Raw genomic sequence first — 22,866 nt, forward strand, 5'->3', positions numbered from 1 at the left:
CGGCTAGCTGGCAAAGATGTGGACGTAAAAAAGGGGAAGCCTGAGCTTCCCCTTTCATCGTTGGCGGCTGGGCGAACCCGGCGCGCTTATGGACGTTGCGTGTTGACCTGGATCAACGGCTCATCCGATTGCGGCGGCAATGGCTTGCGTTCGCGCGGCTTGCGTACCGGGGCCACGGCCTTGGCCGCCGCTTCCTGCGCCAGGCGCAGTTTTTCCGGATCGGTGGCAGCCAGGGTCAGGCCGGCTGAACCGAGCACTGCGTTCAAGTCCAGCGGCGCGGGCACCGGCGCTGGAGCCGGTGCGGAAGCCGGTACAGGAGCTACGACAGGCGCCGGAGCAGGCGCAGGAGCAGGGGCGGGAGCAACTTCGACCACCACCGGAGCGGCTTCCACCACGGCAGGCGCCGCTTCAGTCACTGGCGCTGGTGCTTCCTCGATCACGGCGATGGCTTCGACCAGCGGTGCAGCTTCCACCACTGGCAAGGCTTCGAAGATGACTTCCGCTGGCGCAGGCGCAGGCGCTGGTGCAGCTTCCGCTTTCTCGGCAAAGCTGTACTCGGCAGCTGGTGCCGGTTCGGCAGCGGCTGGTTCAGCTTGCGCTGCAGCCGCTTCGACCGGGGCTGCCGGTACGATCACTTCAGCAACTGGCGCGGCTTCAGCGGCAGGAGCGGCTTCTTCGACCTTGGCGATGTCCACGACCCTGGCCACTTCGACCACTTCCACGACCGCAGCTTCCACCGGCGCGGTAGCGACGGCTACGACAGCGGCGGCGGCCACGACGGCTACTGGCGCCGCATCGGCAACGACCGCAGCGGCAGTTTCCGGCGCCGGAGCGACCGTAAAGCTGATTACGGGCGCGTCCTGGCCTTCGTTGTCGCCATTTGCCGATTCGATCAGTTCGCCAGTTTCGCGGTCACGGCGGTTGCGGTTGCGGCCACCACGACGACGGCGGCGGCGCGGTTCTTCGCCTTCCACGTCGTTTTCCGTCTCTTCGCCTTCAGGACCGGCATTTGCCGGCGCTTTCAGCAAGCTCATTGGTGCTGCATCAGCGTCCGGACCTGCCGATGGCACGACCACGTTGACGGCACTGGCGGTAGCGCCAACCAGGGCCAGTTCATCCGCTTTCACTTCAGCAACAATAGCCTTGTCGGCGCGTGGTTCACGCCCTTCGCGAGGCTGGCGTGGCGGACGTTCGGCGCGTTCCGGGCGTTCTGCGCGTTCAGGACGCTCGGCGCGCTCAGGACGTTCACCGCGTTCGCGTGGTGCCGCCGTTGCATCGCCGGCTTCACGCGGTTCGCGTGGCGGACGCGGTGGGCGTGGCGGACGGGCCGCTTTTTCCAGTGCTTCCGCTTCTTTCGCTGCATCGTCCAGGGCCGGACGGCCCTGGCCTGGTTCGCGTTCTTCGCGGCCAGGCTTGCCGTTGCGGCCGCGGCCACGCGGACCACGGCTGTTGCGGTCGCCGCGGTCGGCGCCGGCCGGTTTGGCTGGTGCGACAGGGGCGGGCGCTGGCGTCACCGGTGCCGGGGCGCCGGTGAAGAAGCTGATGATCTTGGCGATCAGGCCCTGTGGTGCGGCAGGCGCGGCCACCGGAGCCGGTTTCGCTTCGACAGGCTTGCGTTCGACCAGCGGTGCCGGCTGGTCAGGCGTGATCGTCTTGACGACGGCTTCCTGGCGCGGCTTGGCTTCTTCCTTCTGGCGCTTGCTGTAAGCCATGTCGGTTTCAGCGCTTTCCGCCAGGTTGTAGCTGGCCTGGCTGTCTTCCAGACGCGGATCGTCGTGCTTGATGCGTTCCAGTTTGTAATGCGGCGTTTCCAGATGCTTGTTCGGGATCAGGATCACGGCGATGCGGTGGCGGTTTTCGATTTTCAGCACTTCGCCGCGCTTTTCGTTCAGCAGGAAGGCGCCCACATCGACGGGCACTTGCACGTGGATGGTGGCCGAGTTTTCCTTCATCGCCTCTTCCTGGATGATGCGCAGCACCTGCAGGGCGGACGATTCGGTATCGCGGATGTGGCCGGTGCCGGAGCAGCGCGGGCACGTTACGTGCGAACCTTCGGACAGGGAAGGGCGCAGGCGCTGGCGCGACAGTTCCATCAGGCCGAAGCGGGAAATCTTGCCCATTTGTACACGGGCACGGTCATGGTGCAGCGCATCTTTCAAGCGCTGTTCCACTTCGCGCTGATTTTTTGCCACTTCCATGTCGATGAAGTCGATGACGATCAAGCCACCCAAGTCGCGCAGGCGCAGCTGGCGGGCCACTTCTTCGGCCGCTTCGCAGTTGGTGTTGAAGGCGGTCGTCTCGATGTCGGCGCCACGCGTGGCGCGGGCCGAGTTGACGTCGACGGAGACCAGCGCTTCGGTATGGTCGATCACGATGGCGCCGCCCGATGGCAGTGGCACGGTGCGGCTGTACGCCGTTTCAATCTGGTGTTCGATCTGGAAGCGCGAGAACAGCGGCACGTCGTCGCTGTAGCGTTTTACGCGGTGCACCATGTCGGGCATCACGTGGCTCATGAACTGGTGCGCCTGGTCGTAGATCTCGTCGGTGTCGATCAGGATCTCGCCGATGTCGGGCTGGAAGTAGTCGCGGATGGCGCGGATGACGAGCGACGATTCCTGGTAGATCAGGAATGCGCCATTGGCCGACTTGCCGGCGCCTTCGATGGCGCGCCACAGTTGCATCAGGTAATTCAAGTCCCACTGCAGTTCATCGACGTTGCGGCCGATGCCGGCGGTGCGGGCAATGACGGACATGCCAGCAGGCAAGTCCAATTTATCCATGGTTTCGCGCAATTCCTGGCGCTCTTCACCTTCCACGCGGCGCGATACGCCACCGCCACGCGGATTGTTCGGCATCAATACCAGGTAACGGCCGGCCAGCGAAACGAAGGAGGTCAGGGCAGCGCCCTTGTTGCCGCGCTCTTCCTTTTCGACCTGGACCATGATTTCCTGGCCTTCGCGCAGCGCTTCCTTGACGGAAGCGTTACGCACATCGACGCCTTCGCGGAAATACGTGCGGGCAACTTCCTTGAAAGGCAGGAAGCCGTGGCGGTCTTCGCCATAGCTGACGAAGCACGCTTCGAGCGAAGGCTCGATGCGCGTGATCACGCCCTTGTAGATGTTGGATTTGCGCTGTTCGCGCCCGGCTGTCTCGATATCGATGTCGATCAGTTTTTGTCCGTCGACAATCGCTACGCGCAGTTCTTCTTGCTGCGTGGCATTAAACAACATGCGTTTCATTTTTATAACTCCGCGACCCGTAGGCCATCTCAAAGCCGCTTCCGGGGAAGCGGCGAAAGTACAGGGATATATGCGAGAACGGGAGTGTTGGCGGGGGAAATGCCTTAGCGTGCGGAGCAACAACGCGTACGAGGTATACGTTACGGCCGCAACAGGCGCGGTGAGGTCAATCGTCATGCCGAGTGCACAGGACACCTGCAACTCATCTGAAACAGCCCGAATGAGAATGAACTATATCGGGGGCAGAGAATGCAAGTGGTCAGCAAATTCAGAGCCAAATCGTCAGCCGGCTCATTACAGGGATCGCGATGGCGAGGCTTGGCCTCAGCCTATTCATCGACAACCTCAGGTGGCCGCATACGGGGTTTGGCGAAAACGGCAAGCGTTATCAACTTCATCAACCCGCGAGCCCGACTCGATAAGTCGCGCTAACGGGTACTTATCCTTATAATCCCACACTCACTTCAGCATCTCCACGCGTTATCCGATTACAACTACGGTGCAACCTTGATTCGCGCAGGGATGGTGCATATACATTTTTTTCCACCGAATTTGCAATTTGGCGAGGCCGGTGGAGACGCCCCTGTGTAAAATGTGCTTTTATTCTTACACTCGCAGCAGCCAGGGCCGCAGCAAAAACAATTATATATTCAAAATGAAGGACTTAGAGAGATTTCTGGGAAGACATAGTAAATGAAGAGTCAAAATGATGTTGTTCCCCCTTCAACACCCCCGGTTCAGCCGCAAGCCCAATTCGTAACGATCGCCGAGGAAGAAGCAGGCCAGCGCATCGACAACTACTTATTAAGAGTGTGCAAGGGAGTGCCTAAAAGCCACATCTACCGGATCTTGCGATCAGGAGAAGTGCGGGTTAATAAAGGCCGTATCGATCAGCTGTACCGTCTCGCCGCCGGCGACGTGGTGCGCATTCCACCCGTGCGCGTGGCCGAAAAGGCCCCCACGGGCGCGCCGGCCGCCGAATTCAAGATCATCTTTGAAGATGCGCAACTGCTCGTCATCGACAAGCCGGCCGGCGTGGCCGTGCATGGCGGCTCTGGCGTCTCGTTCGGCGTGATCGAGCAATTGCGCGCCTCGCGCCCCGACGCCAAGTTCCTGGAACTGGTGCACCGCCTGGACCGCGACACGTCCGGCTTGTTGTTGCTGGCAAAGAAACGTACCGCATTGACGAATTTGCACGAGCAGATGCGCGACGGCGTCACCGACAAGCGCTACCTGGTGCTGGTGGCGGGCGACTGGAAGAATGCGCGCCAGCATATCAAGCTGCCGTTGCATAAATATACGACGGCCGAAGGCGAGCGCCGGGTGGCCGTGCAGGCTGATGGCCTGGCGTCGCACACGGTGTTTTCACTGTTGCATAAATATCACAACTTCGCCTTGCTGGAAGCGGAATTGAAGACGGGACGCACGCACCAGATCCGCGTGCACCTGTCCTCCTCCGGTTTCGCCATCGCCGGCGACGATAAATATGGCGACTTTGCCCTCAACCGTGCCCTCTTGAAAGCCGACAGCACGCGCGGCGCCCTGAAGCGCATGTTCCTGCACGCCCATCAGATCACGTTTACGCACCCGGAGACGGGCAAGAGTATGACCCTGAACGCGCCGCTGGCAGCCGAATGCGAGCGTTTCTTGGTAAGCTTGGGCAAACCATTGGCCGTTGCTGCACGATAAGTATTCACCGCGTGCGCGCGACACTACTCACAAGGTAGCCAGTCGCCATCATTCATTCTCAAGGAGTCGGCGGCTTTGCCGTCGGGAAACATGGCAAGAAAGCAATTTGATCTGATCGTCTTTGATTGGGACGGTACCCTGATAGACAGTACCTCGACCATCGTCAAGTGCATCCAGGCGTCGGCCAAAGACCTGGGCTTGCCAATTCCCACCGAGTTGCTGGCCTCGCATGTGATCGGCCTGGGCTTGCAGGAAGCCATGCAGCTGGTGATGCCCGATGTCGAGCCGAAATACCATGCGCGCATGGCCGAGCGCTACCGTTATCACTATCTGTCGCGCGACCATGAGTTGACCCTGTTTCCTGGAGTGCAAGAAATGCTGCAGGACTTGTCGCAGCAAGCGTACTTTCTTGCCGTCGCCACGGGCAAGAGCCGTGTCGGCCTGAACCGCTCCTTGAATGCCGTCAAGCTGCTGTCGCTGTTCGATGCGACGCGCTGCGCCGATGAAACGTTTTCCAAGCCCCATCCGGCCATGCTGCAAGAGCTGACGCGCGAACTGGGTCAGGATATGCGCCGCACCGTGATGATTGGCGATACCAGTCATGATTTGTTGATGGCAAGCAATGCAGGCGCGGCCGGTATTGCCGTAGAGTATGGGGCACATCCTGTGGAGCAATTGCAGGCTTGCCAGCCCCTGTATTCGGCCGCCACGGTGGCTGAGCTGCACCAATGGCTGAGCGAGCACGCATGATGAGCGATGTTGTCGACGTTTTCATTTGTGCCGCCGATGCGGTGGCCGATGGCGGCAAGGGCGTGCGCTTTCCCGTCTCGGCCGGTGGCGAAGCGACCACGGGCTTTGTCGTGCGCCACGGCGGTAAGGCGTATGGCTACCTGAACCGCTGCGCCCACGTGCCGATCGAACTGGACTGGGCCGAGGGCGAGTTTTTCGAGTCCAGCGGCTTGTATCTGATGTGTTCGACGCATGGCGCCATCTATGTGCCGGAGAGCGGCCTGTGCGCGGGCGGTCCCTGCAAGGGTGGCCGCTTGCGCCCGATTCCCGTGACCGAGCGCGATGGCCAGCTGTACTGGCAACCCGATGAGTATGTCCAGCCGCTGCCAGCCTGAAGCCGGGTTTAGGCCTTCTGTAATTTAAGCAAAGTGAACCATGAGCGATAACACGAATGACAAGCTGGACAGCAGCGCGCCAGCCGCCGGCCACGGCGCCCCTGCGGGGAACTGGGAGCGCGACGTACTGGAAAAGCTGGTATTTGCCACTTTGCAAGAGCAACGCGCGCACCGCCGCTGGAGCATCTTTTTCAAGGTCTTCGGCCTGTTGATCGTGCTGTTCGCCCTGTGGGTGTTTTATGACTACAACACGGCCGACGACAGCGAAACCCTGGGCCGCCACACGGCCCTGATCGATATCAGCGGCGCCATCGAGTCCGAAGGCAGCGGCTCGGCCGCCGTCGTCATCCCCGCGCTGGACAAGGCCTTTTCCGATGCCGGTTCCGTGGCCGTGGTGCTGCATATTAATAGTCCGGGCGGCAGTCCCGTGCAGGCCGGCATGATCGTCGACGAGATGCAGCGCCTGCGCAAGGGCTATCCGGATAAGCCTTTATATGTGGTGGTCGATGAAATGTGCGCCTCGGGCGGCTATTACATCGCCGCCGCCGCCGACCGCATCTATGTCAACAAGGCCAGCGTGGTCGGTTCCATCGGCGTGCTGATGGACGGCTTCGGCTTTACGGGCGTGATGGAAAAGGTGGGCGTCGAGCGCCGTTTGCTGACGGCGGGCGAGAACAAGGGGTTCATGGACCCGTTCAGCCCCCTGAGCGAAAAACACAAGGCGTATGCGCAAGGCATGCTCAATGAAATCCACCAGCAATTCATCGACGTGGTGCGCACGGGACGGGGCAAGCGCCTGAAGGAAACGCCGGACACGTTCTCCGGCTTGTACTGGACCGGCGCGAAAGCCGTGGAAATGGGCCTGGCCGATGATTTCGGCACGGTCGACAGCGTGGCGCGCGACGTCGTCAAGGCGGAAGACATCGTCGACTACACGCAGCATGAAGGCTTGCCGGAACGGGTGCTGAAGAAATTTGGCGCCGCCATGGGCGCCGGTGCCATGAAGGCAGCCGTGCAGCAGTCACAACCGGCATTGCGTTGAGGACATCACTCTTGGCAGGCGGGCAAGCCAGTCGAGAATGATTTTCAATAAGGTGGTATTTTGGCTTGAAAAACGGGCTGCTTGGGCTATATTGAAAACGTAGTTCTTTTCAAGGAGGGGCGATATATCAACTATGTTGTCAGTACTAACTTGATTGGTAGGTCTTGGAACTACTCGCCGCATCGCAGATGTGGTTTTGAGTGAATTTACATTCCTCACTAAAGTCCCGCTGGGGCTTGGGAACGGCGGCGCAATGCCGCCGTTTCCTTTTGTGCGTCGTTCGTGCTGGATGTGCTGGCGTGAATCGACATTGTTGCGTTGTCTGGGCGAGCTGGCAAGGTAGGCATGCGAGGGCGGGGCATGGCTGGTTCGATGGCGGCGCTCAGGCGGCGCAGCCGTTGCAATGGGCGGGCAGGGTCGGGGTGGCTGCTTGCCGGGCCGGCGCCGTTGCTGTGCTGCCGGTATCGGGCGGCGTGTCCGCCGTGGCGGGTGCGCTGACGTTGTCGATTGCTACATCTGCATCTGCATCTGCATCTGCATCCGCGTGCGCAAAGCCGCCCTGTTCCAGCCAGCACATGAAATGGCATTGCGCCTCTGCATGCCAGTGCGTCTGGCGCGCTGGCGCTGGCGGCGCGTCCGCATCCTGCGGCACAGGGGCGTTGCTCCAGCGCGCCACGCCGAGTTTGACCTTGTGCATGGCCGCCTGTTCCGCGGCGATACGCTGGCGCATGTCGGCGATGCTGCCTTGTAAGGCGATGGTATCGGTATGCTTCATACGATGTCCTTATGAGGGGTGGCGACTGCCACAATTCCTAAAGTACATTAGGCGGATTCCTAATGAAGTTTCAGTCTATCAATGCGATATTCCGAGCGCTTGATATATCTCAAAGGAATTGGCCATTTATATCGAAATCTCACCTTGTGCTTCGCCATATCTGTGCCTGCGCAAGGCTGGCGCGCGTTCCACCGCCAGGCGCAGGCGGCGCGCGCCGCCGCTTCACGCTGCCAGCCGCTTCTGGTAAAGTCACGCCCATGAGTAAATTATCCCTAGACCGCATCCTGCAATCGCAGGGTTTTGGCACCCGCAAATATTGTCGCTCCCTCATCGAGGATGGCGATGTCGTCATCGATGGCGTCACCCAGACCAATTACCGCACCACCGTCGAGACCGAAGGCCTGGTGCTGCACGTGTTCGACGAAGAGTGGGTGGTCCGTGAGCACCTGTATCTGGCGCTGAACAAGCCCGCCAACTTCGAATGCTCGCGCAAGCCCAGTCATCACCCTGGCGTGCTGACCCTGCTGCCGGAACAGTTCACCTGGCGTGAAGTCCAGCCCGTCGGCCGGCTCGACCACGATACGACCGGCATGCTGCTGATGTCAGACGATGGCCCCTTTATCCATGCACAATCGTCACCGAAGCGTCACGTTCCAAAGATTTACCAGGCTACCACGCAAGAGCCCGTGACCGATGAACTGGTAGTGCAGCTATTGGCTGGCGTGCAATTGCACGATGAGCCGGCCCCGTTGGCCGCCCTGGTCTGCGTCCAGCGCGGAGAATTCCAGCTGGAAATCGTGCTCGAGCAAGGCAAATACCACCAGGTTAAGCGCATGCTGGCCGCCGCCGGCAACCATTGCAGCGCGCTGCACCGTTCCGCCATCGGTAGCCTGACGCTGGAATCGCTGGGCATTGCCGAAGGCGAGTGGTGCTATCTGACGCCCGAGCAAATCGCGCTGCTGGCGTAAATCCCTCCTGACCGCCAAAGCCGGGAATGTCCCGGCTTTTTGGCGTCTTTAGTCCCTAATTGCCTGCATTTGACGAAGTTTCCCGCATATGAAATTAGCTACCCTGAAGGATGGCACGCGCGACGGCCAGTTGGCTGTCGTCTCGCGCGACTTGAAAACTGCGCATCTGGCCGATGGCATCGCCTCGACCCTGCAAAAGGCGCTCGACGACTGGAGTTTCATCGCGCCCCAGCTGGACTTGCTGTACCAGACCATCAATAACGGCCGCGGTCATCGCGCCTTCGAGTTCGATGCGGCCAACTGCATGGCACCCTTGCCGCGCAGCAGTTTGCGCGTGGCTGGCGCCGCGTACCTGCAGCAGATCGAGCGGGCCTGCAAGGCGGCGGGCGGCGAGGCGCCCGCCAACTTGCGCGAGGCGCCGCGCCTGTACCAGGGCGCCAGCGACGATTTCCTCGGCGCCCACGACGACATCAGCCTGGCGCACGAGCAGTGGGGCATCGATTACGAGGCAGGCATCGCCGCCATCATGGACGACGTGGCCATGGGCTCGACGCCGGACCAGGCGCACCTGAACATCAAGCTCTTGATGCTGGTCAACGACATTACCCTGCGCAAGCTGGCGCCCGACGAGCAATCCAGTGGCTACGGCTTCCTGCAGGCGAAACCGGCCATGGCATGCTCTCCTGTGGCCATCACGCCCGACGAGCTGGGCGATGCATGGCGTGGCGGCAAGGTGCATTACGCCCTGCGTTGCAGCCTGAACGGCAAATTGACGGGCCAGCCCCACGCGGGCGCTGACATGGCGTTTAATTATCCGCAATTGCTTGCCCATCTGTGCCAGACGCGCAACGCGCGCGCCGGCAGCGTGCTGAGTGCGGGCGGCGTCGCCAACAAGGAAGTCAAGAAGGGGTTTTCCAGTATCGTTGAGCGACGTAACCAGGAGATGATCGCCGATGGCGTCGCCAGTACGCCCTATTTGCTGTTCGGTGATGTTGTTCGGTTGGAAATGCTGGGTGATGACGGCAAGTCGCTGTTTGGTGCGATAGAGCAAACGTTGAAACAGGCCGAGACGCGCAAGTCGCGTTAAGGTTACTTGAGAGCAAAGGAAAAGCAGGGGATTAGCCCTCCTTTTCCCTTGATGGCGTTGCGGTCATTGAACCGATAATGCGTCATGCCCAGTCCGTATTGCGCCTAACCAGGCAGCAGGACTTCACCGGAGTTGATTGATGTCGGAAGACAGCGACGCAGAAAAGACCGAAGCCGCGTCACCGAAGCGCCTCGAGCAGGCGCGTGAGGAAGGCGATGTTCCGCGATCGCGTGAAGTGGCAACGTTTACGGTGCTGATGGCGTCCGGCTGCTGTCTGTGGTTTGCCGGCGACGCCATCGTGCGGCGGCTGACGGCCGTCATGGTGTCGGGCTTGACCCTGGACCGGGAGCAAATCCTCAATCCCGACGCGATGATGTTGCGCATTGGCTACGACGTGGGCTCGGTCTTGCTGACTTGCCTGCCATACGCGCTGGCCATCATGCTCGTCGCCCTGGCGTCGCCCGTGCTGGTGGGCGGCTGGCTGTTCAGTTCCAAGGCGTTTACCCCCAATTTTGGCAAGCTCAACCCGATTCGCGGCCTGGGCAATATGTTTTCGAAGAATGCGCTGGTGGAATTGCTCAAGGCCGTCGCCAAGACCATCGTCGTCGGCGTCGTCGCCTGGATGGTGATGCAGCACCAGAAAGACGCCGTGCTGGGCCTGTCCGTCGAATCCTTGCGCGCCGGTTCGGCCCATTTGATCAGCCTGCTGATCACGGCCTTTTTGATGATCGTGGGCGCATTGGGCTTGATCGCCGCCATCGACGGCCCGTACCAGATGTGGCACTACGCCAACAAGATGAAAATGTCCTTGCAGGAAGTCAAGCAAGAGTCGAAGGAATCGGACGGCAATCCGCAGATCAAGGCAAAAATTCGCCAGATGCAGCATGAAATGTCGCGCCGCCGCATGATGGCCGACGTGCCGACGGCCGACGTGGTGGTGACCAATCCTACCCACTACGCGGTGGCTTTGAAGTATGGCGAGAATTCGCGCGGCGCGCCGCAGGTAGTGGCCAAGGGCATCGACGAGGTGGCGGCGAAGATCCGCGCACTGGCGGGCGAACACAAGGTCGCCATTCTGGAAGCGCCGGCCCTGGCGCGTGCGCTGTATAAGCACACGGACATCGGCGACGAGATTCCCGAGGCGCTGTATGGCGCCGTGGCCGAAGTGCTGGCATATGTATTCCAGCTGCGCAGCTACGGCAGTGGCCATGGCCAGCGGCCCGACAAGCCGAAAAAACTCGACGTGCCGGCGGAGCTCGATCCGCTCGACCCCGCATCGCAGATCAAGGCCGCAGCAGACGCAGCAAACAAGAATAAAGGAAGTACACCATGAACGGCCTGAGATTGCCAGCCTGGCTCAGCGGAATGGGCAGCAACGCCAGCAAGGGCCTCGCCGCGCCGATCATCATCATCATGCTGCTGGCGATGATGGTGCTGCCGCTGCCGGCCTTCATCCTCGATATTTTCTTCAGTTTCAATATCGCGCTGTCCATCATCGTGCTGCTGACGGCGCTGTACACGGTCAAGCCGCTCGACTTCATGGCGTTCCCGACCATCCTGCTGGTGTCGACCATGCTGCGCCTGTCGCTGAACGTGGCGTCAACGCGCGTGGTGCTGACGGAAGGCCATACGGGCGCCGACGCGGCCGGTAAGGTGATTGAAGCGTTCGGCCACTTCCTGATTGGCGGTAATTACACGGTCGGTATCGTGGTGTTCATCATTTTGACGATCATCAACTTTACCGTGGTGACCAAGGGTGCGGGCCGTATCGCCGAGGTGGGCGCCCGCTTCGCGCTGGACGCCATGCCTGGTAAGCAGATGGCCATCGATGCCGACCTGAATGCCGGCCTGATCGGCGAAGACGAAGCTCGCCGCCGCCGCACGGAAGTGGCGCAGGAAGCGGAATTCTATGGCGCCATGGACGGTGCCAGCAAATACGTGCGCGGCGATGCCATCGCCGGCATCATGGTCACCGTCATCAATATCGTCGGCGGCTTGCTGGTGGGTTTGCTGCAGCATGACATGGGCTTTGCCGACGCGCTCAAAAATTACACCCTGCTGGCCATCGGTGACGGCCTGGTGGCGCAGATTCCTTCGCTGATCATTTCCACTGCGGCCGGTATCGTCGTTTCGCGCGTGGCCAGCGATCAGGACATCGGCACGCAGCTGGTGGGCCAGCTGTTCGCCAAGCCGCAAGTGCTGTACATTACCGCCGCGATCATTGGCGGCATGGGCTTGATTCCCGGCATGCCGAACATGGTCTTCCTCCTGCTGGCCGCGCTGCTGGCCGGCTCCGCCTATCTGATTAGCAAGAAACGCACACAGGAAAAAGAGGCGGCGCAGACGCCGGCCGACGTGCCGCAAGCCACCGTGGCGCCCGAGCAGGAAGAAGCAAGCTGGCAAGACATCATGCCCGTCGATACCCTGGGCCTGGAAGTGGGCTATCGTTTGATTCCCCTGGTCGACAAGACGCAGGGCGGCGAATTGCTCAAGCGCATCAAGGGCATCCGCAAGAAATTTGCCCAGGAAGTGGGCTTTCTGGCACCGCCCGTGCATATCCGTGACAACCTGGAATTGAAGCCGTCCGCTTACCGCATCACCCTCAAGGGCGTGGAAGTGGGCGTGGGCGAAGCGTTCAACGGCCAGTTCCTGGCGATTAATCCCGGCATGGCCAGCGGCACCTTGCCGGGCCTGGCCACCAACGACCCCGCGTTCGGCTTGCCCGCCACCTGGATCGACGCGAGCTTGCGCGACCAGGCGCAATCGATGGGCTATACGGTCGTCGATGCGGGCACCGTGGTAGCCACGCACTTGAATCATCTGATCACCTCGCACGCTTCCGAGCTGCTGGGTCGCGCGGAAGTACAGTCCCTGCTCGACCACCTGGGCAAGGATGCACCGCGCCTGGTGGAAGACATGGTGCCGAAGATGCTGTCGCTGTCGGCCCTGCAAAAGGTGCTGCAGAACCTGCTGGCCGAGGGCGTGCATATCCGCGACATGCGCACCATCATCGAAACCCTGGCCGAGCATACTGTCAATACACAAGACCCGAACGAGCTGACGGCGCTGGTGCGCGTATCCCTGGGGCGCGCCATCGTGCAGCAACTGTTCCCCGGCGCGGCCGAACTGTCCGTGATGACCCTGGACAGCCGCCTGGAGCGCTTGCTGATGCAAGCCATGGGCAATGGCGGCGATGGTGCCGGCATCGAGCCGGGCCTGGCCGATACCATCGCGCACCAGGCGGGCCTGGCTGCCCAGCAACAGGAAGCGCTGGGCCTGACGCCGGTGCTGCTGGTGCCGGCGCCGCTGCGCGCCTTGCTGTCGCGCTTCCTGCGCCGCGCCTTGCCGCAGCTGAAAGTGCTGTCGCATGCGGAAGTGCCGGAAACCAAGACCATTCGCGTCACCAGCTTGGTGGGCGCACAATAGTTGTTCAATATGTATCAGTGCGCCGTTCCTGCGAGAACGGTGCCCCGATTCTTGACTTTCAGCATCAATTTCCTGCTGGCAAACTGAATAACGGGTACTTTCCCATCCTGTTCCTTCGATCGTTTCCTCCAAGCATCGCTAATAATGGAAACTGTCCGGGTGATCTGTGTCCATGTGGAAGACAGCACCCAAGCAACAGGAGTCGACGATGGTCACACAGTTCAGCCAATATTGCGCCACCCCCGCCTTGGGAGGCCGGTCATGAATGTGAAGAAATTTACGGGCGCCTCGTCGCGCGATGCGCTGCGCAAGGTGCGCGAAGCGCTGGGCCCCGATGCCGTGATCCTGTCGAACCGCCAGGCCGATGGCGTGGTGGAAATCCTCGCGCTGGCCAATGACGATGCCGCTTCGCTGGCCTCGCCGCCGGCCGCGTCCGAAATGGCCCAGCCCCGTCCCCAGTTGCAGACCCAGTTCGCCACGCCGCAGCGTCAGGCAGCCCCGGCCCAGCGCCCGGCTACCCCGACACAACGCCAGCCAGCGCCGCGCCAGGCTTCTTCCGAGCCAGTGGACATGGCCCGCATGCAGCAGATGATGGCCAGCGCGCTGGCGCACGTCAAAGAGAATGCCGCCGCCGAGATGAGCGGCATGATGAATGAAATCCGCGCCATGCGCGGCATGATGGAAACCCAACTGGCGGAAATTTCGTGGGGCTCGACGCAGCAGCGCGAGCCGCAAAAAGCCGTGGTGCTGCGCGAAATGCTGGCGGCCGGCTTTTCGGCCAGCCTGGCGCGCTATCTGATCGACAAGCTGCCCGCCGGCCTCGATGGCGCGCAAAGCATGCGCTGGATCAAGACCGTCCTCAGCCGTAACCTGAATACGGTGGCCAATGAAGACGCCATGCTGGAGCAGGGCGGCGTGTTCGCGCTGGTGGGGCCGACCGGCGTCGGCAAGACCACCAGCACGGCCAAGCTGGCTGCCCGCTGCGTGATGCGCCACGGCCCGGAAAAGCTGGCCCTGATCACCACCGATGCCTACCGTATCGGCGCGCATGAACAGTTGCGCATCTATGGCAAGATCCTCGGCGTGATGGTGCATTCGGTGAAGGATGAAGCGGACTTGCGCATCGCCCTGAAAGAATTGAAAAACAAGCACACGGTGCTGATCGATACGGTGGGCGTGAGCCAGCGCGACCAGATGGTCACGGAACAGGTGGCCATGCTGTCGGGCGCCGGCGCCGATGTGAAACGCCTGCTGTGCCTGAATTCCACGGCGACCCAGGAAACCCTGAATGAAGTGGTGCGCGCCTACCAGGGCAGCGGCCTGGCCGGCTGCATCATGACCAAGCTCGATGAAGCGGCTTCGATCGGCAATGTGCTCGACGTGGTGATCCGCCAGAAGCTGAACCTGTTTTATGTGTCGAACGGCCAGCGCGTGCCGGAAGATCTGTACCTGGCCGACCGCGGCTACCTGATCGACCGCGCCTTCAAGCTCAAGCGCGATGCGGCGGCGACGCAGTTTTCCGATGCCGAACTGCCGCTGCTGATGGCGCAGGCGGCCGCCCGCAACAATGAAGCGCGCGGGGTGCACCTTGGCTAATTTCGATTTCGACCAGGCCGAAGGCTTGCGCCGCATGCTGGCCGGCCCGCAGCCGCGCGTGCTGACATTTTTATCGGCCACGCCGCAAGATGACAAAGGTGCCATGTTGGTCAACCTGGGCGCCTCGCTGGCCTACGGCGGCAATGATGTGCTGCTGCTCGACGCCAGTGGCGGCATCGATGGTGTCGCTGCCCGCCTGGGATTGGCGCACGGCGCCAGCCTGCGCGACGTGGCGCGCCAGCAGTGCGCCTTGAACCAGGTCATCCACCAAGTGCCGCAAGGCTTTGGCGTGGCCAGCCTGGGGGCGCGCAACCACCTGATGGACAGCATGGACTATGCGGGCGAGGAAGAACTGCGCCGCCTGGGCAAGACCTTCGAAGTGCTGGCGCGCCAGAGCGGCATCGTGCTGGTCGACGGCGTCGTGGCCGACCAGGGCGATTGCTTCCCCGTGCCGCTGATGGCCTCGTCCGACATCGTGGTGCAAGTCTCGACCAGCGCCACTTCGATCAAGGCGGCGTACTGCCTGATCAAGCGCCTGAGCCAGGAACTGGGACGCCGTCCGTTTGGCATTCTGGTCACCGGCGCTTCCGAATCCGAGGCAAAAGTGGTATACGATAATATGGCGCAGGCGGCGAGCCGCTACCTGGCCGTGAAACTGACCTCGATGGGGTCGGTGCCTGCCGATGAGTATCTGCACCGCGCGGCGCGTCTGGGCCGCAGCGTGGTCGATGCCTTTCCGCTGGCGGGAGCCTCGGTGGCGTTTCGCGGACTGGCCGAGCGGCTGGCCCGTTCGGCGGCGCCGGTGCTTGGTGGCACCTTGTACCAGACGGGGAGCCCGCACCAGTTCAGCGTCTGATTCCATCAATCAGCACACGATAGCAGTTAAAACAATAAGCAGCCTATGTACACGGTCAAAGGGAAATCGAACAAGGACTATTTGCTGACGGAGCACATTCCGCTGGTGAAGCGTCTGGCGCACCATATGAAGGCAAAATTGCCGCCTTCGGTCGAGGTCGATGACCTGATCCAGGCCGGCATGATCGGCCTGCTCGACGCCATTACCCGCTATGAAGAGACGCATGGCGCGCAGTTCGAGACGTATGCCGTGCTGCGCATCCGCGGCGCGATGCTTGACGAATTGCGCACCAGCGACTGGCTGCCGCGCAGCATGCGCCAAAACATGCGCAAGATCGAAGAGGCGATGAGTACCCTGCAGCAGCGCCTGGGCCACCCGCCGACGGAGTCGGAAGTGGCGAAACTGCTGAAAATGTCGCTGCCCGACTACCAGGAAATGCTGGGCGACGGCGGCGGCCACCAATTGCTGTACTACGAAGACTTTCATGACCCGGACGGCAATGACAGCTTCCTCGACCGCCATTGCGTGGACGAGGACAGCGACCCCTTGCGATCCTTGCTCGATACCGATTTCCGGCAATCCGTGATCGATGCCATCGACGCGCTGCCGCCACGCGAGAAAATACTCATGGGCCTGTATTACGAAGAAGAGCTGAACCTGAAGGAGATCGGCGCGGTGATGGGTGTCTCCGAATCGCGCGTCTCGCAACTGCATACCCAGGCCGTCGCGCGCCTGCGCGCAACTTTGAGGGAGCTGGCGTGGACTGGTCCAGCGTAATCGGGCTGGCGCTGGCGCTGGCGGGCCTCTTGGTCGGCCAGGCACTGGAAGGCGGCAAGATGGCCTCCCTGCTGCAGCCGGCCGCCTTTGCCATCGTCATTGTCGGCACCTTCGGCGCCGTGCTGCTGCAAACGCAGCTGCGCACTTTCGTGCGCGGCCTCGAAATGCTGCGCTGGGTCTTCCTGCCGCCGGCCGACACGCGCGCCGCACTGGCGCGTGACATCGGACAATGGAGTTTGACGGCGCGCCGCGACGGCCCGCTGGCGCTCGAGCGCCTGATGGAAAACACGGCCGACCGCTTCAACGCCAAGGGTTTGCGCATGATCGTCGACGGTATCGCCCCCGACAAGCTGCGCCAGCTGCTCGACGTGGAAATCTCCGCCTACGAGCTGGCCGAGCGCCAGGCCGTCAAGGTGTGGGAATCGGCGGCCGGCTATTCGCCCACCATCGGTATTTTGGGCGCCGTGCTGGGCCTGATCCACGTCATGGAAAACCTCACCGACCCGAGTAAATTAGGTAGCGGCATCGCCGTGGCCTTTGTCTCCACCATCTACGGCGTGGGCCTGGCCAATCTGTTGTTCCTGCCGGTGGCGAATAAACTCAAAGCCATCGTCTCGCGCCGCGTGCTGCAGTATGAAATCACGGCCGCCGTGCTGTACGACATCGCCACGGGGGACCATACGCGCATCATCGAAGAGCGCGTGGCCAGCCTGCTGCACGAGCACTGAGCATGATGCGGCGCGCGCGCAGGAAGTATGACGAGGAGCCGGACAACCAGGACCGCTGGCTGATCTCGTACGCCGACTTCATCACCTTGCTGTTCGCCTTCTTTGTTGTCATGTATGCGATTTCGCAAGTCAACGAGGGCAAGTACCGCGTCTTCCAGAACGCCATCGGCCAGGCATTCAGCCTGGAAAAGGGCGCGCCGCCCATCATCATGGAAGCGCCGCAGGCGATCCCGCTGCCCAATCCCGCCCTGAAACGCCGCACGGAAGCCATCCGCCGCGAGCGTGAACACATGACGCGTTTGGCGCAGGACCTGACGTCCACCCTGGCACCGCTGGTCAAGGAAGGTAAAGTCAGGGTGACGCAGACGAGCCGCGGCGTGAGCGTGGAAATCAATGCCAGCGTGTTGTTCGACCCGGGCGCCGCAGGGCTGACTGCCGAATCGGACCAGGCCTTGCGCGCGGTGGCCGTGCTGCTCAAGGATGATACGCACGACGTGCAGGTGGAGGGGCATACGGATGTCCAGCCGATCAGTAATTCGACCTTTGCCTCGAACTGGGAATTGTCGGCCGCGCGCGCCAGCGCCGTGGTGCGCCTGTTCATCGCCAGCGGCGTGCAAGCCTCGCGCCTGACGGCCGTGGGCCACGCCGACAACATTCCCGTGGCGCCGAACGCCACGCCGGAAGGACGCGCGCGCAACCGCAGGGTCGCCGTGACGATTTTGTCCGGCATCCCGGAAACGGTGACGGAAGTGCCGACGGCGCCCATTGCACCTGCACCTGCGCCGGCTCCCGCCAACTGAACCCCGGCGCTTGGTACAATCGCGGCCTTCTCCCTTTTTTATCTCTCGATCATGAAAAGCAGTTCCCTGGGCGGTCTCGTGTATTCCACCGAAACGGGCCGCATGTGTCCCGCATGCCGCCAGCCACTGGCGCAATGCGCGTGCAAGGCGCAAGCCAAGGCGGCACCTGCCGGTGACGGCGTGGTGCGCGTATCGCGCCAGACCAAGGGGCGCGGCGGCAAGAGCGTCACCGTGGTCAAAGGCTTGCCGCTGGACGCCATTGCGCTGGCCTTGCTGGGCAAGCAGCTGCGTACGCAGTGCGGCTCGGGCGGCACGGTCAAGGATGGCGTGATCGAAGTGCAGGGCGACCACGTGGACACCATCCTGGCCGCGCTGGCCAAGCTGGGCCACCAGGCGAAAAAGGCCGGCGGCTAGTCGGCTCGCGTGCGTGCGGGACTGTGCCGCGTGCCTGTGGTAACGTGCGTTTCCAGTCCACGCGCGCCACTTCATGATGAATATCAAACTTACCGGCATCGCCATCGCCGCTGCCATCGCGGCAGCGCTGGCGCTGGCGTACTGGCCCGCGTCCGACGGCGGCGCGCCGGGAGCTGCCACCACGACGGCCGCCAGCGCGCCAGCGGGACGCAGCCTGGAATCGTATTTGAATATTGATGCCTCCGTCCCTGCGGCCCAGCCGCCCGTTCTCGCGTCCCTGGCGCAGCGGCTCGAACGCCTGGGCGCCAGCGGCAGAGCGGAAGACGCGTATGCGGCCTTCAACCTGATCGACGACTGCATCGTTTTTCAACGCGAAAGCCGCTTGCCGGGGATGGAATTCGAACTGGGACGCGAGATGACGGCGGAAGAAAAAGCCGCCCAGCAGCAGCTGTGCGCGGGCCTGACGCAGCGCCAGCGCGAAGACCGCCTCGCTTACCTGGCCACCGCCGCGAAGGCGGGCGTGCCGGGCGCCGCCACCTTGTTCCTGTCGGAAGGCCCGTTCGGCGACCGCAGCGCGCTGCGCAACCGTGCCGACGATCCGCTGGTGCAGGCATGGAAGCGGCAAGCCATCGCCCAGCTGACGGTGCAGGCGGACGAGGCGGACCTCTCCAGCGTGGCTACCCTGATGATGGCGTATCTGCGCGATGGCGAGGTGGTGCAGAAAGATGCACCGCAAGCGTATGGCTACCTGCTGGCCCTGCGCCTCGTCTACGACGATATCCTCGCGCCCGGCGTCACCAATCCGTATCAGGATGAATACTGGCACTGGCTGCAGGCGGAACTGACGCCGGAGCAGCAAGCTGCCGCCGCAGCGAAGGGGCAAGCCATCGCGGCGAAATTTCGCCAGCATGCGGGGCGACCCGCGCATGGTTGAGCCGGCAAGGCCGCTGCGCCTTGCCGGGGTGGGGGCGCTGTTAAATAGGGGGTTAGCCGATGACGACGCGCCGACTGGTCGTGTTGGTCGTCGGTTGGCCGCTGGGGCCGTAGAAATTGCCGCTCTGGGCTGTGGGGCGCATGGCGTTCAGGGCGCCTTGCGTGTGCAGCATGTGCTTGTTGACCAGCAAGCTGTTCAGCCGGTTTTGTTCCTTGGCTTCGCGCGTCGTCTCGAGCAGGGCTTTCCACAGGGATGCCGCTTCGGCTTCGCTGGCGCCGACCAGCCAGTCTTCCATGCCCGCCTCGGCGGCCGTGAAACCGGCTGCCGCCAGCGCCTGGTGGCGTTGCGCCGCCAGCTGGCTCAATTGTCCTACGAGTGCCGTCTTGCGCGCCGTGAGCTCCGTGATTGCATCGATGTCAGCCGCAACCAGATGCCGCTGTTCTTCTTTCATCAATGCCAGCAATGTGGTCATGAGCTGTTGCTCGTCGCGCAGGCTGGAAAACGGAGTCACTGATTGCATGAGGGAACCTATCTATTGCGTGAGTGCAGCAAGTCCTTGACTGTGTCGAGGAGACCGTCCGCCACTTTTTCAGAATTGACCTGGAACTGGCCGTCGGCGATCGCCAGCTTGATGCGTTCGACTTTTTTCGTGTCGAACACGGCGCCGCTGCCGGCAGTTGCACTGGCCGCTAATGCCTGTCCTTGCGGCGACAGGCGTACATTGTCCGACGTCGTCGGTGTTGCCTGGGCTTTCTCGGCATTCCGGGCGCCCGAGGTATTCGCGGGCGCCACCGGCAGGCCGGGATTGCTTTTAATGGTGTTATCGGTAATTTTCACAGCGTGATCCTCGTCTGGTCGAAGTCAAGAAACTCCGGGATATGTGTCATTATCGGCACCTTCTGCCGAAACTTTAGTGCGCCAGACCACAATATCGCTGTCCATCCGTATTTAAAAGGCGACCTCCACCATGCCGCCGGCGCGCGCCACGCCGCTGATCTGCTGGCCGCTCTGCGTGCGGACCTGCACCGTCTGGCCCTCGCCGGCGCTGCCGATGGCGCGTCCTTCTGATGCTACCTGGAAACCGTTGCCACTTGAAACGACGCGCACCAGCTGGCCCTGCATCACCACCGGCTTGCGGCGCAGGGTGTCGAGGCGCATCGGCGTACCTGGCGGTAAGGAAATATTCGTGCTGGCGCCCACGACCTGGGCCATGTCGGTGGCAATGCCTGCCGGCAATGCGGCCAGGTCGCCCTGCATCGTCACCAACTGGCTGGCATCGATGGCTTGCCCTTGTGCCAGCGGCACGGCGCTGGCCACGTAGTCGCCCACGACGGCCACGTTGGCTTGCAAATAGATGGTCCAGTTGCTTGGCGCGGTGCAGCGCACGCCCACGGTGGTCTTGCCCCAGGCGCGCGCGCCCGGCGCCATGAATGCTTGCGGTGCGGGGCAAGCCGCCAGGTTCAGGCGCGGATCGACGGCGCCGACGCTGATCGTCACCTTGCCCGGCAAACCATTGCTTTGCACCTGCAGGAATTGTTCCACGCTGTTGCGCAGCGCTTCCGGCGTCTGCCGGCCGGCGTTTTGCGCCTGCGCCAGCATTGGCAGGGCGGCAAGAGCGAGAAGGAGTGCGAGCGGTATTTTCATGGGGATAGGCCTCTGGAATACTGCCATGATAGTGGGCGCCGCCCTGATCGAAGCGCCGATTAAGGGGTAAAAGTAAGGTCTGATCCGGCGATGGCCTTGCCGTTGGGCGCCGTACTATGTTTCCTGTCATCACTATATCGCCATCCTTCCGCCATCTCAGGCGCCAGTGGCAGATCTTTCCGGAGCCTGACATGATAGGGAAACTCGACGATTACATGCGCTTCAACGAGACGGCGCTGAGCCTGCGTTCGACGCGCCAGGAATTGCTCGCCTCGAATATCGCCAATGCCGATACGCCCAACTACAAGGCGCGCGATGTCGATTTCGCCAGCGCACTGAAGGGTGCGATGGCGCGCAAGGATGGCGTGCAGCCGGCCCTGAAAGGCACGGCGCCGCAGCATATGCCGGGCAAGGGCGTCGCCGCCACCGGTGGCAGCACGGGCGGCAAGGTCGAGACCCTGGCCGACGGCACGCCGTTGCTGTACCGCGCGCCGGCCCAGGGCGCCGTGGACGGCAATACGGTGGATATGGATCTCGAACGCAACGCCTTTGCCGACAACGCCATCCGCTACGAGGCCGCCGTGACCTTCCTCAACTCGCAGATCAAGGGCATGTTGACGGCCATCCAGGGAGGACAATAATCATGTCGCTATTTAATATCTTTAATGTGTCCGGTTCGGCCATGAGCGCCCAGGCGCAGCGCCTGAACACGGTGGCCAGCAACCTGGCCAATGCCGACAGCGCCACCAGCGCCACGGGCGAAGCCTACCGCGCCAAGCAGGTGGTGTTCGAGGCCGTGCCCATGGCCAACGGCGCCACGGCCGTCAAAGTGCAGAGGGTGATCGAAGACCCGTCGCCGATGAAGCTGGTCTACGACCCGAAAAACCCGCTGGCCGACGAGAAGGGTTACGTCACCATGCCCAACGTGAATACGGTCGACGAGATGGTCAATATGTTGTCGGCTTCGCGCTCCTACCAGACCAACGTGGAAACCATGAACGCGGCCAAGTCGCTGCTCCTGAAAACCCTTACCATTGGCCAATAAGGCTGACTGACTATTATGGCAACCATCGATACCAGCACCGCCACCGTCACCGACCTGATGGCGACAATGAATCCGAAGAAGACGACGGCCGCGAAGGGTAGCGTCGAGGAGGAAACGAACAAATTCCTGACCCTGCTGGTGACCCAGCTGCAAAACCAGGACCCGATGAACCCGCTGGACAATGCACAGCTGACCAGCCAGCTGGCCCAGCTGTCCACGGTAACGGGCGTCAACAAGCTCAATACCACCCTGGAAACGCTGAAAACCAGCTACCAGCAAGCCGAATCCATGCAGGCGGCCAATATTATCGGCCACGGCGTGTTGACGGCAGGCAAGAACATCACCCTGAGCAAAAGCGCGGCTCTGCTGGGCGTGGAATTGGCGACGCCGGCCGACAGCGTCAAGGTCATCATCTACGACGGCACGGGCAAGGAAGTCCATTCCATCGACCTGGGCCCGCAGGATGCGGGTACCTTGCCGCTGGGCTGGAACGGCTCTACCGCCAACCTCGACAAGGATGGCAAGAACATCGTGCTGCCGGACGGCGCCTACACCTTCTCGGTGGAAGCCAAGCGCGGCGGCGCCATGCTCACGGATGCCGCGGCGCTGATGTTCGGTTCGGTCGCCAGCGTGTCGACGGGCGCGGGTGGCGTGAAATTGAATGTGCCGGGCGTGGGCAGCATCACCATGGCTGATGTGAAACAGATTTTGTAAGCCGCTTA

Annotated in this window: 23 protein-coding genes; 18 read left to right on the forward strand and 5 right to left on the reverse strand. The window is 62.2% G+C overall.

From position 1 onward, the window contains the following. Positions 1 to 86 precede the first annotated feature (86 nt). Positions 87 to 3,239, reverse strand: coding sequence for an Rne/Rng family ribonuclease (locus ACQ4W7_RS01240; protein ID WP_436527895.1), 3,153 nt, complete (start codon positions 3,237 to 3,239; stop codon positions 87 to 89). 693 nt (positions 3,240 to 3,932) lie between these two features. On the opposite strand from ACQ4W7_RS01240, the gene ACQ4W7_RS01245 reads away from it, so the two are divergent. The 4 genes from ACQ4W7_RS01245 to ACQ4W7_RS01260 all read left to right on the forward strand — a co-directional run bounded on the left by ACQ4W7_RS01245 (position 3,933) and on the right by ACQ4W7_RS01260 (position 7,094). Continuing rightward, positions 3,933 to 4,928 carry an RluA family pseudouridine synthase gene (locus ACQ4W7_RS01245; RefSeq protein ID WP_426071604.1) on the forward strand — a complete coding sequence of 332 codons (996 nt, stop codon included), beginning with the start codon at positions 3,933 to 3,935 and terminating at the stop codon, positions 4,926 to 4,928. Between the two features lie 90 nt (positions 4,929 to 5,018). Then, positions 5,019 to 5,678, forward strand: coding sequence for an HAD-IIIA family hydrolase (locus ACQ4W7_RS01250; RefSeq protein ID WP_426071605.1), 660 nt, complete (start codon positions 5,019 to 5,021; stop codon positions 5,676 to 5,678). After that, the gene (locus tag ACQ4W7_RS01255; RefSeq protein ID WP_426071606.1) at positions 5,675 to 6,052 is read left to right on the forward strand and encodes a Rieske (2Fe-2S) protein; all 378 of its coding nucleotides are present in this window, start codon (positions 5,675 to 5,677) and stop codon (positions 6,050 to 6,052) included. Before ACQ4W7_RS01250 ends, ACQ4W7_RS01255 begins: the two co-directional genes overlap by 4 nt. Positions 6,053 to 6,092: 40 nt before the next feature. Beyond that, complete coding sequence (locus ACQ4W7_RS01260; protein ID WP_426071607.1) at positions 6,093 to 7,094, forward strand: S49 family peptidase; 1,002 nt, start codon at positions 6,093 to 6,095, stop codon at positions 7,092 to 7,094. 382 nt (positions 7,095 to 7,476) lie between these two features. Here ACQ4W7_RS01260 and ACQ4W7_RS01265 read toward each other — a convergent pair whose 3' ends face one another. Further along, positions 7,477 to 7,869: a hypothetical protein gene (locus ACQ4W7_RS01265; RefSeq protein WP_436527898.1), complete on the reverse strand. Its 393-nt coding sequence runs from the start codon at positions 7,867 to 7,869 to the stop codon at positions 7,477 to 7,479. Between the two features lie 257 nt (positions 7,870 to 8,126). On the opposite strand from ACQ4W7_RS01265, the gene ACQ4W7_RS01270 reads away from it, so the two are divergent. The 11 genes from ACQ4W7_RS01270 (at position 8,127) to ACQ4W7_RS01320 (ending at position 19,455) form a co-directional block, all read left to right on the forward strand. Next, positions 8,127 to 8,837 carry a pseudouridine synthase gene (locus tag ACQ4W7_RS01270; protein WP_426071609.1) on the forward strand — a complete coding sequence of 237 codons (711 nt, stop codon included), beginning with the start codon at positions 8,127 to 8,129 and terminating at the stop codon, positions 8,835 to 8,837. Between the two features lie 88 nt (positions 8,838 to 8,925). Then, positions 8,926 to 9,924 carry a fumarylacetoacetate hydrolase family protein gene (locus tag ACQ4W7_RS01275; protein WP_436527900.1) on the forward strand — a complete coding sequence of 333 codons (999 nt, stop codon included), beginning with the start codon at positions 8,926 to 8,928 and terminating at the stop codon, positions 9,922 to 9,924. 139 nt (positions 9,925 to 10,063) lie between these two features. Beyond that, entirely contained in the window at positions 10,064 to 11,257 is a 1,194-nt protein-coding gene (flhB, locus tag ACQ4W7_RS01280) for a flagellar biosynthesis protein FlhB (protein ID WP_436527902.1), read from the forward strand. Beyond that, the gene (gene flhA, locus ACQ4W7_RS01285) at positions 11,254 to 13,350 is read left to right on the forward strand and encodes a flagellar biosynthesis protein FlhA (RefSeq protein ID WP_436527904.1); all 2,097 of its coding nucleotides are present in this window, start codon (positions 11,254 to 11,256) and stop codon (positions 13,348 to 13,350) included. The genes flhB and flhA overlap by 4 nt, the downstream gene beginning before the upstream one ends. A gap of 261 nt (positions 13,351 to 13,611) precedes the next feature. Continuing rightward, a complete protein-coding gene (gene flhF / locus ACQ4W7_RS01290) occupies positions 13,612 to 14,946 on the forward strand; it encodes a flagellar biosynthesis GTPase FlhF (RefSeq protein ID WP_426071613.1) in 1,335 nt (444 codons plus the stop codon). Next, positions 14,939 to 15,802 carry a MinD/ParA family ATP-binding protein gene (locus tag ACQ4W7_RS01295; RefSeq protein WP_436527906.1) on the forward strand — a complete coding sequence of 288 codons (864 nt, stop codon included), beginning with the start codon at positions 14,939 to 14,941 and terminating at the stop codon, positions 15,800 to 15,802. Before flhF ends, ACQ4W7_RS01295 begins: the two co-directional genes overlap by 8 nt. A 45-nt stretch (positions 15,803 to 15,847) precedes the next feature. Then, complete coding sequence (locus ACQ4W7_RS01300) at positions 15,848 to 16,579, forward strand: RNA polymerase sigma factor FliA (RefSeq protein ID WP_426071615.1); 732 nt, start codon at positions 15,848 to 15,850, stop codon at positions 16,577 to 16,579. After that, positions 16,561 to 17,307 (forward strand): flagellar motor protein, encoded by a 747-nt coding sequence (locus tag ACQ4W7_RS01305; protein WP_426071616.1) that lies wholly within the window; start codon positions 16,561 to 16,563, stop codon positions 17,305 to 17,307. The genes ACQ4W7_RS01300 and ACQ4W7_RS01305 overlap by 19 nt, the downstream gene beginning before the upstream one ends. Positions 17,308 to 17,312: 5 nt before the next feature. Then, positions 17,313 to 18,107: a flagellar motor protein MotD gene (motD, locus tag ACQ4W7_RS01310; RefSeq protein ID WP_426071773.1), complete on the forward strand. Its 795-nt coding sequence runs from the start codon at positions 17,313 to 17,315 to the stop codon at positions 18,105 to 18,107. Between the two features lie 51 nt (positions 18,108 to 18,158). Further along, positions 18,159 to 18,521 carry a translation initiation factor Sui1 gene (locus tag ACQ4W7_RS01315; RefSeq protein WP_426071617.1) on the forward strand — a complete coding sequence of 121 codons (363 nt, stop codon included), beginning with the start codon at positions 18,159 to 18,161 and terminating at the stop codon, positions 18,519 to 18,521. A 73-nt stretch (positions 18,522 to 18,594) separates the two neighbouring features. Further along, a complete protein-coding gene (locus ACQ4W7_RS01320; RefSeq protein WP_436527909.1) occupies positions 18,595 to 19,455 on the forward strand; it encodes a hypothetical protein in 861 nt (286 codons plus the stop codon). A 52-nt stretch (positions 19,456 to 19,507) separates the two neighbouring features. On the opposite strand, the gene ACQ4W7_RS01325 is transcribed toward ACQ4W7_RS01320, so the two are convergent. The 3 genes from ACQ4W7_RS01325 to flgA form a co-directional block, all read right to left on the reverse strand. Next, the gene (locus tag ACQ4W7_RS01325) at positions 19,508 to 19,975 is read right to left on the reverse strand and encodes a flagella synthesis protein FlgN (RefSeq protein ID WP_426071619.1); all 468 of its coding nucleotides are present in this window, start codon (positions 19,973 to 19,975) and stop codon (positions 19,508 to 19,510) included. Between the two features lie 8 nt (positions 19,976 to 19,983). After that, a complete protein-coding gene (flgM, locus tag ACQ4W7_RS01330) occupies positions 19,984 to 20,292 on the reverse strand; it encodes a flagellar biosynthesis anti-sigma factor FlgM (RefSeq protein ID WP_034754089.1) in 309 nt (102 codons plus the stop codon). 111 nt (positions 20,293 to 20,403) lie between these two features. Then, positions 20,404 to 21,099 carry a flagellar basal body P-ring formation chaperone FlgA gene (gene flgA, locus ACQ4W7_RS01335; protein WP_436527911.1) on the reverse strand — a complete coding sequence of 232 codons (696 nt, stop codon included), beginning with the start codon at positions 21,097 to 21,099 and terminating at the stop codon, positions 20,404 to 20,406. A 191-nt stretch (positions 21,100 to 21,290) separates the two neighbouring features. Here flgA and flgB point away from each other — a divergent pair, with 191 nt between their 5' ends. From flgB to ACQ4W7_RS01350, 3 genes are read left to right on the forward strand one after another with little or no spacing between them, the layout of a single operon-like run. Then, entirely contained in the window at positions 21,291 to 21,740 is a 450-nt protein-coding gene (gene flgB, locus ACQ4W7_RS01340) for a flagellar basal body rod protein FlgB (RefSeq protein ID WP_426071621.1), read from the forward strand. A 2-nt stretch (positions 21,741 to 21,742) separates the two neighbouring features. Then, positions 21,743 to 22,144: a flagellar basal body rod protein FlgC gene (gene flgC, locus ACQ4W7_RS01345; protein ID WP_426071622.1), complete on the forward strand. Its 402-nt coding sequence runs from the start codon at positions 21,743 to 21,745 to the stop codon at positions 22,142 to 22,144. A 15-nt stretch (positions 22,145 to 22,159) separates the two neighbouring features. Beyond that, complete coding sequence (locus ACQ4W7_RS01350) at positions 22,160 to 22,858, forward strand: flagellar hook assembly protein FlgD (RefSeq protein ID WP_426071623.1); 699 nt, start codon at positions 22,160 to 22,162, stop codon at positions 22,856 to 22,858. The last annotated feature ends 8 nt before the right edge of the window (positions 22,859 to 22,866 follow it).

It is taken from the genome of Janthinobacterium algoris (genome assembly GCF_051380935.1).
In the GTDB taxonomy this organism is placed as follows: domain Bacteria; phylum Pseudomonadota; class Gammaproteobacteria; order Burkholderiales; family Burkholderiaceae_D; genus Janthinobacterium.

What these genes read in the sequence shown, in the direction of transcription:
- ACQ4W7_RS01240 (WP_436527895.1), bottom strand. Translation starts at nt 3,239, where the DNA reads ATGAAACGCATGTTGTTTAATGCCACGCAGCAAGAAGAACTGCGCGTA.
- ACQ4W7_RS01245 (WP_426071604.1), top strand. Translation starts at nt 3,933, where the DNA reads ATGAAGAGTCAAAATGATGTTGTTCCCCCTTCAACACCCCCGGTTCAG.
- ACQ4W7_RS01250 (WP_426071605.1), top strand. Translation starts at nt 5,019, where the DNA reads ATGGCAAGAAAGCAATTTGATCTGATCGTCTTTGATTGGGACGGTACC.
- ACQ4W7_RS01255 (WP_426071606.1), top strand. Translation starts at nt 5,675, where the DNA reads ATGATGAGCGATGTTGTCGACGTTTTCATTTGTGCCGCCGATGCGGTG.
- ACQ4W7_RS01260 (WP_426071607.1), top strand. Translation starts at nt 6,093, where the DNA reads ATGAGCGATAACACGAATGACAAGCTGGACAGCAGCGCGCCAGCCGCC.
- ACQ4W7_RS01265 (WP_436527898.1), bottom strand. Translation starts at nt 7,869, where the DNA reads ATGAAGCATACCGATACCATCGCCTTACAAGGCAGCATCGCCGACATG.
- ACQ4W7_RS01270 (WP_426071609.1), top strand. Translation starts at nt 8,127, where the DNA reads ATGAGTAAATTATCCCTAGACCGCATCCTGCAATCGCAGGGTTTTGGC.
- ACQ4W7_RS01275 (WP_436527900.1), top strand. Translation starts at nt 8,926, where the DNA reads ATGAAATTAGCTACCCTGAAGGATGGCACGCGCGACGGCCAGTTGGCT.
- flhB (WP_436527902.1), top strand. Translation starts at nt 10,064, where the DNA reads ATGTCGGAAGACAGCGACGCAGAAAAGACCGAAGCCGCGTCACCGAAG.
- flhA (WP_436527904.1), top strand. Translation starts at nt 11,254, where the DNA reads ATGAACGGCCTGAGATTGCCAGCCTGGCTCAGCGGAATGGGCAGCAAC.
- flhF (WP_426071613.1), top strand. Translation starts at nt 13,612, where the DNA reads ATGAATGTGAAGAAATTTACGGGCGCCTCGTCGCGCGATGCGCTGCGC.
- ACQ4W7_RS01300 (WP_426071615.1), top strand. Translation starts at nt 15,848, where the DNA reads ATGTACACGGTCAAAGGGAAATCGAACAAGGACTATTTGCTGACGGAG.
- motD (WP_426071773.1), top strand. Translation starts at nt 17,313, where the DNA reads ATGCGGCGCGCGCGCAGGAAGTATGACGAGGAGCCGGACAACCAGGAC.
- ACQ4W7_RS01315 (WP_426071617.1), top strand. Translation starts at nt 18,159, where the DNA reads ATGAAAAGCAGTTCCCTGGGCGGTCTCGTGTATTCCACCGAAACGGGC.
- ACQ4W7_RS01320 (WP_436527909.1), top strand. Translation starts at nt 18,595, where the DNA reads ATGATGAATATCAAACTTACCGGCATCGCCATCGCCGCTGCCATCGCG.
- ACQ4W7_RS01325 (WP_426071619.1), bottom strand. Translation starts at nt 19,975, where the DNA reads ATGCAATCAGTGACTCCGTTTTCCAGCCTGCGCGACGAGCAACAGCTC.
- flgA (WP_436527911.1), bottom strand. Translation starts at nt 21,099, where the DNA reads ATGAAAATACCGCTCGCACTCCTTCTCGCTCTTGCCGCCCTGCCAATG.
- flgB (WP_426071621.1), top strand. Translation starts at nt 21,291, where the DNA reads ATGATAGGGAAACTCGACGATTACATGCGCTTCAACGAGACGGCGCTG.
- flgC (WP_426071622.1), top strand. Translation starts at nt 21,743, where the DNA reads ATGTCGCTATTTAATATCTTTAATGTGTCCGGTTCGGCCATGAGCGCC.
- ACQ4W7_RS01350 (WP_426071623.1), top strand. Translation starts at nt 22,160, where the DNA reads ATGGCAACCATCGATACCAGCACCGCCACCGTCACCGACCTGATGGCG.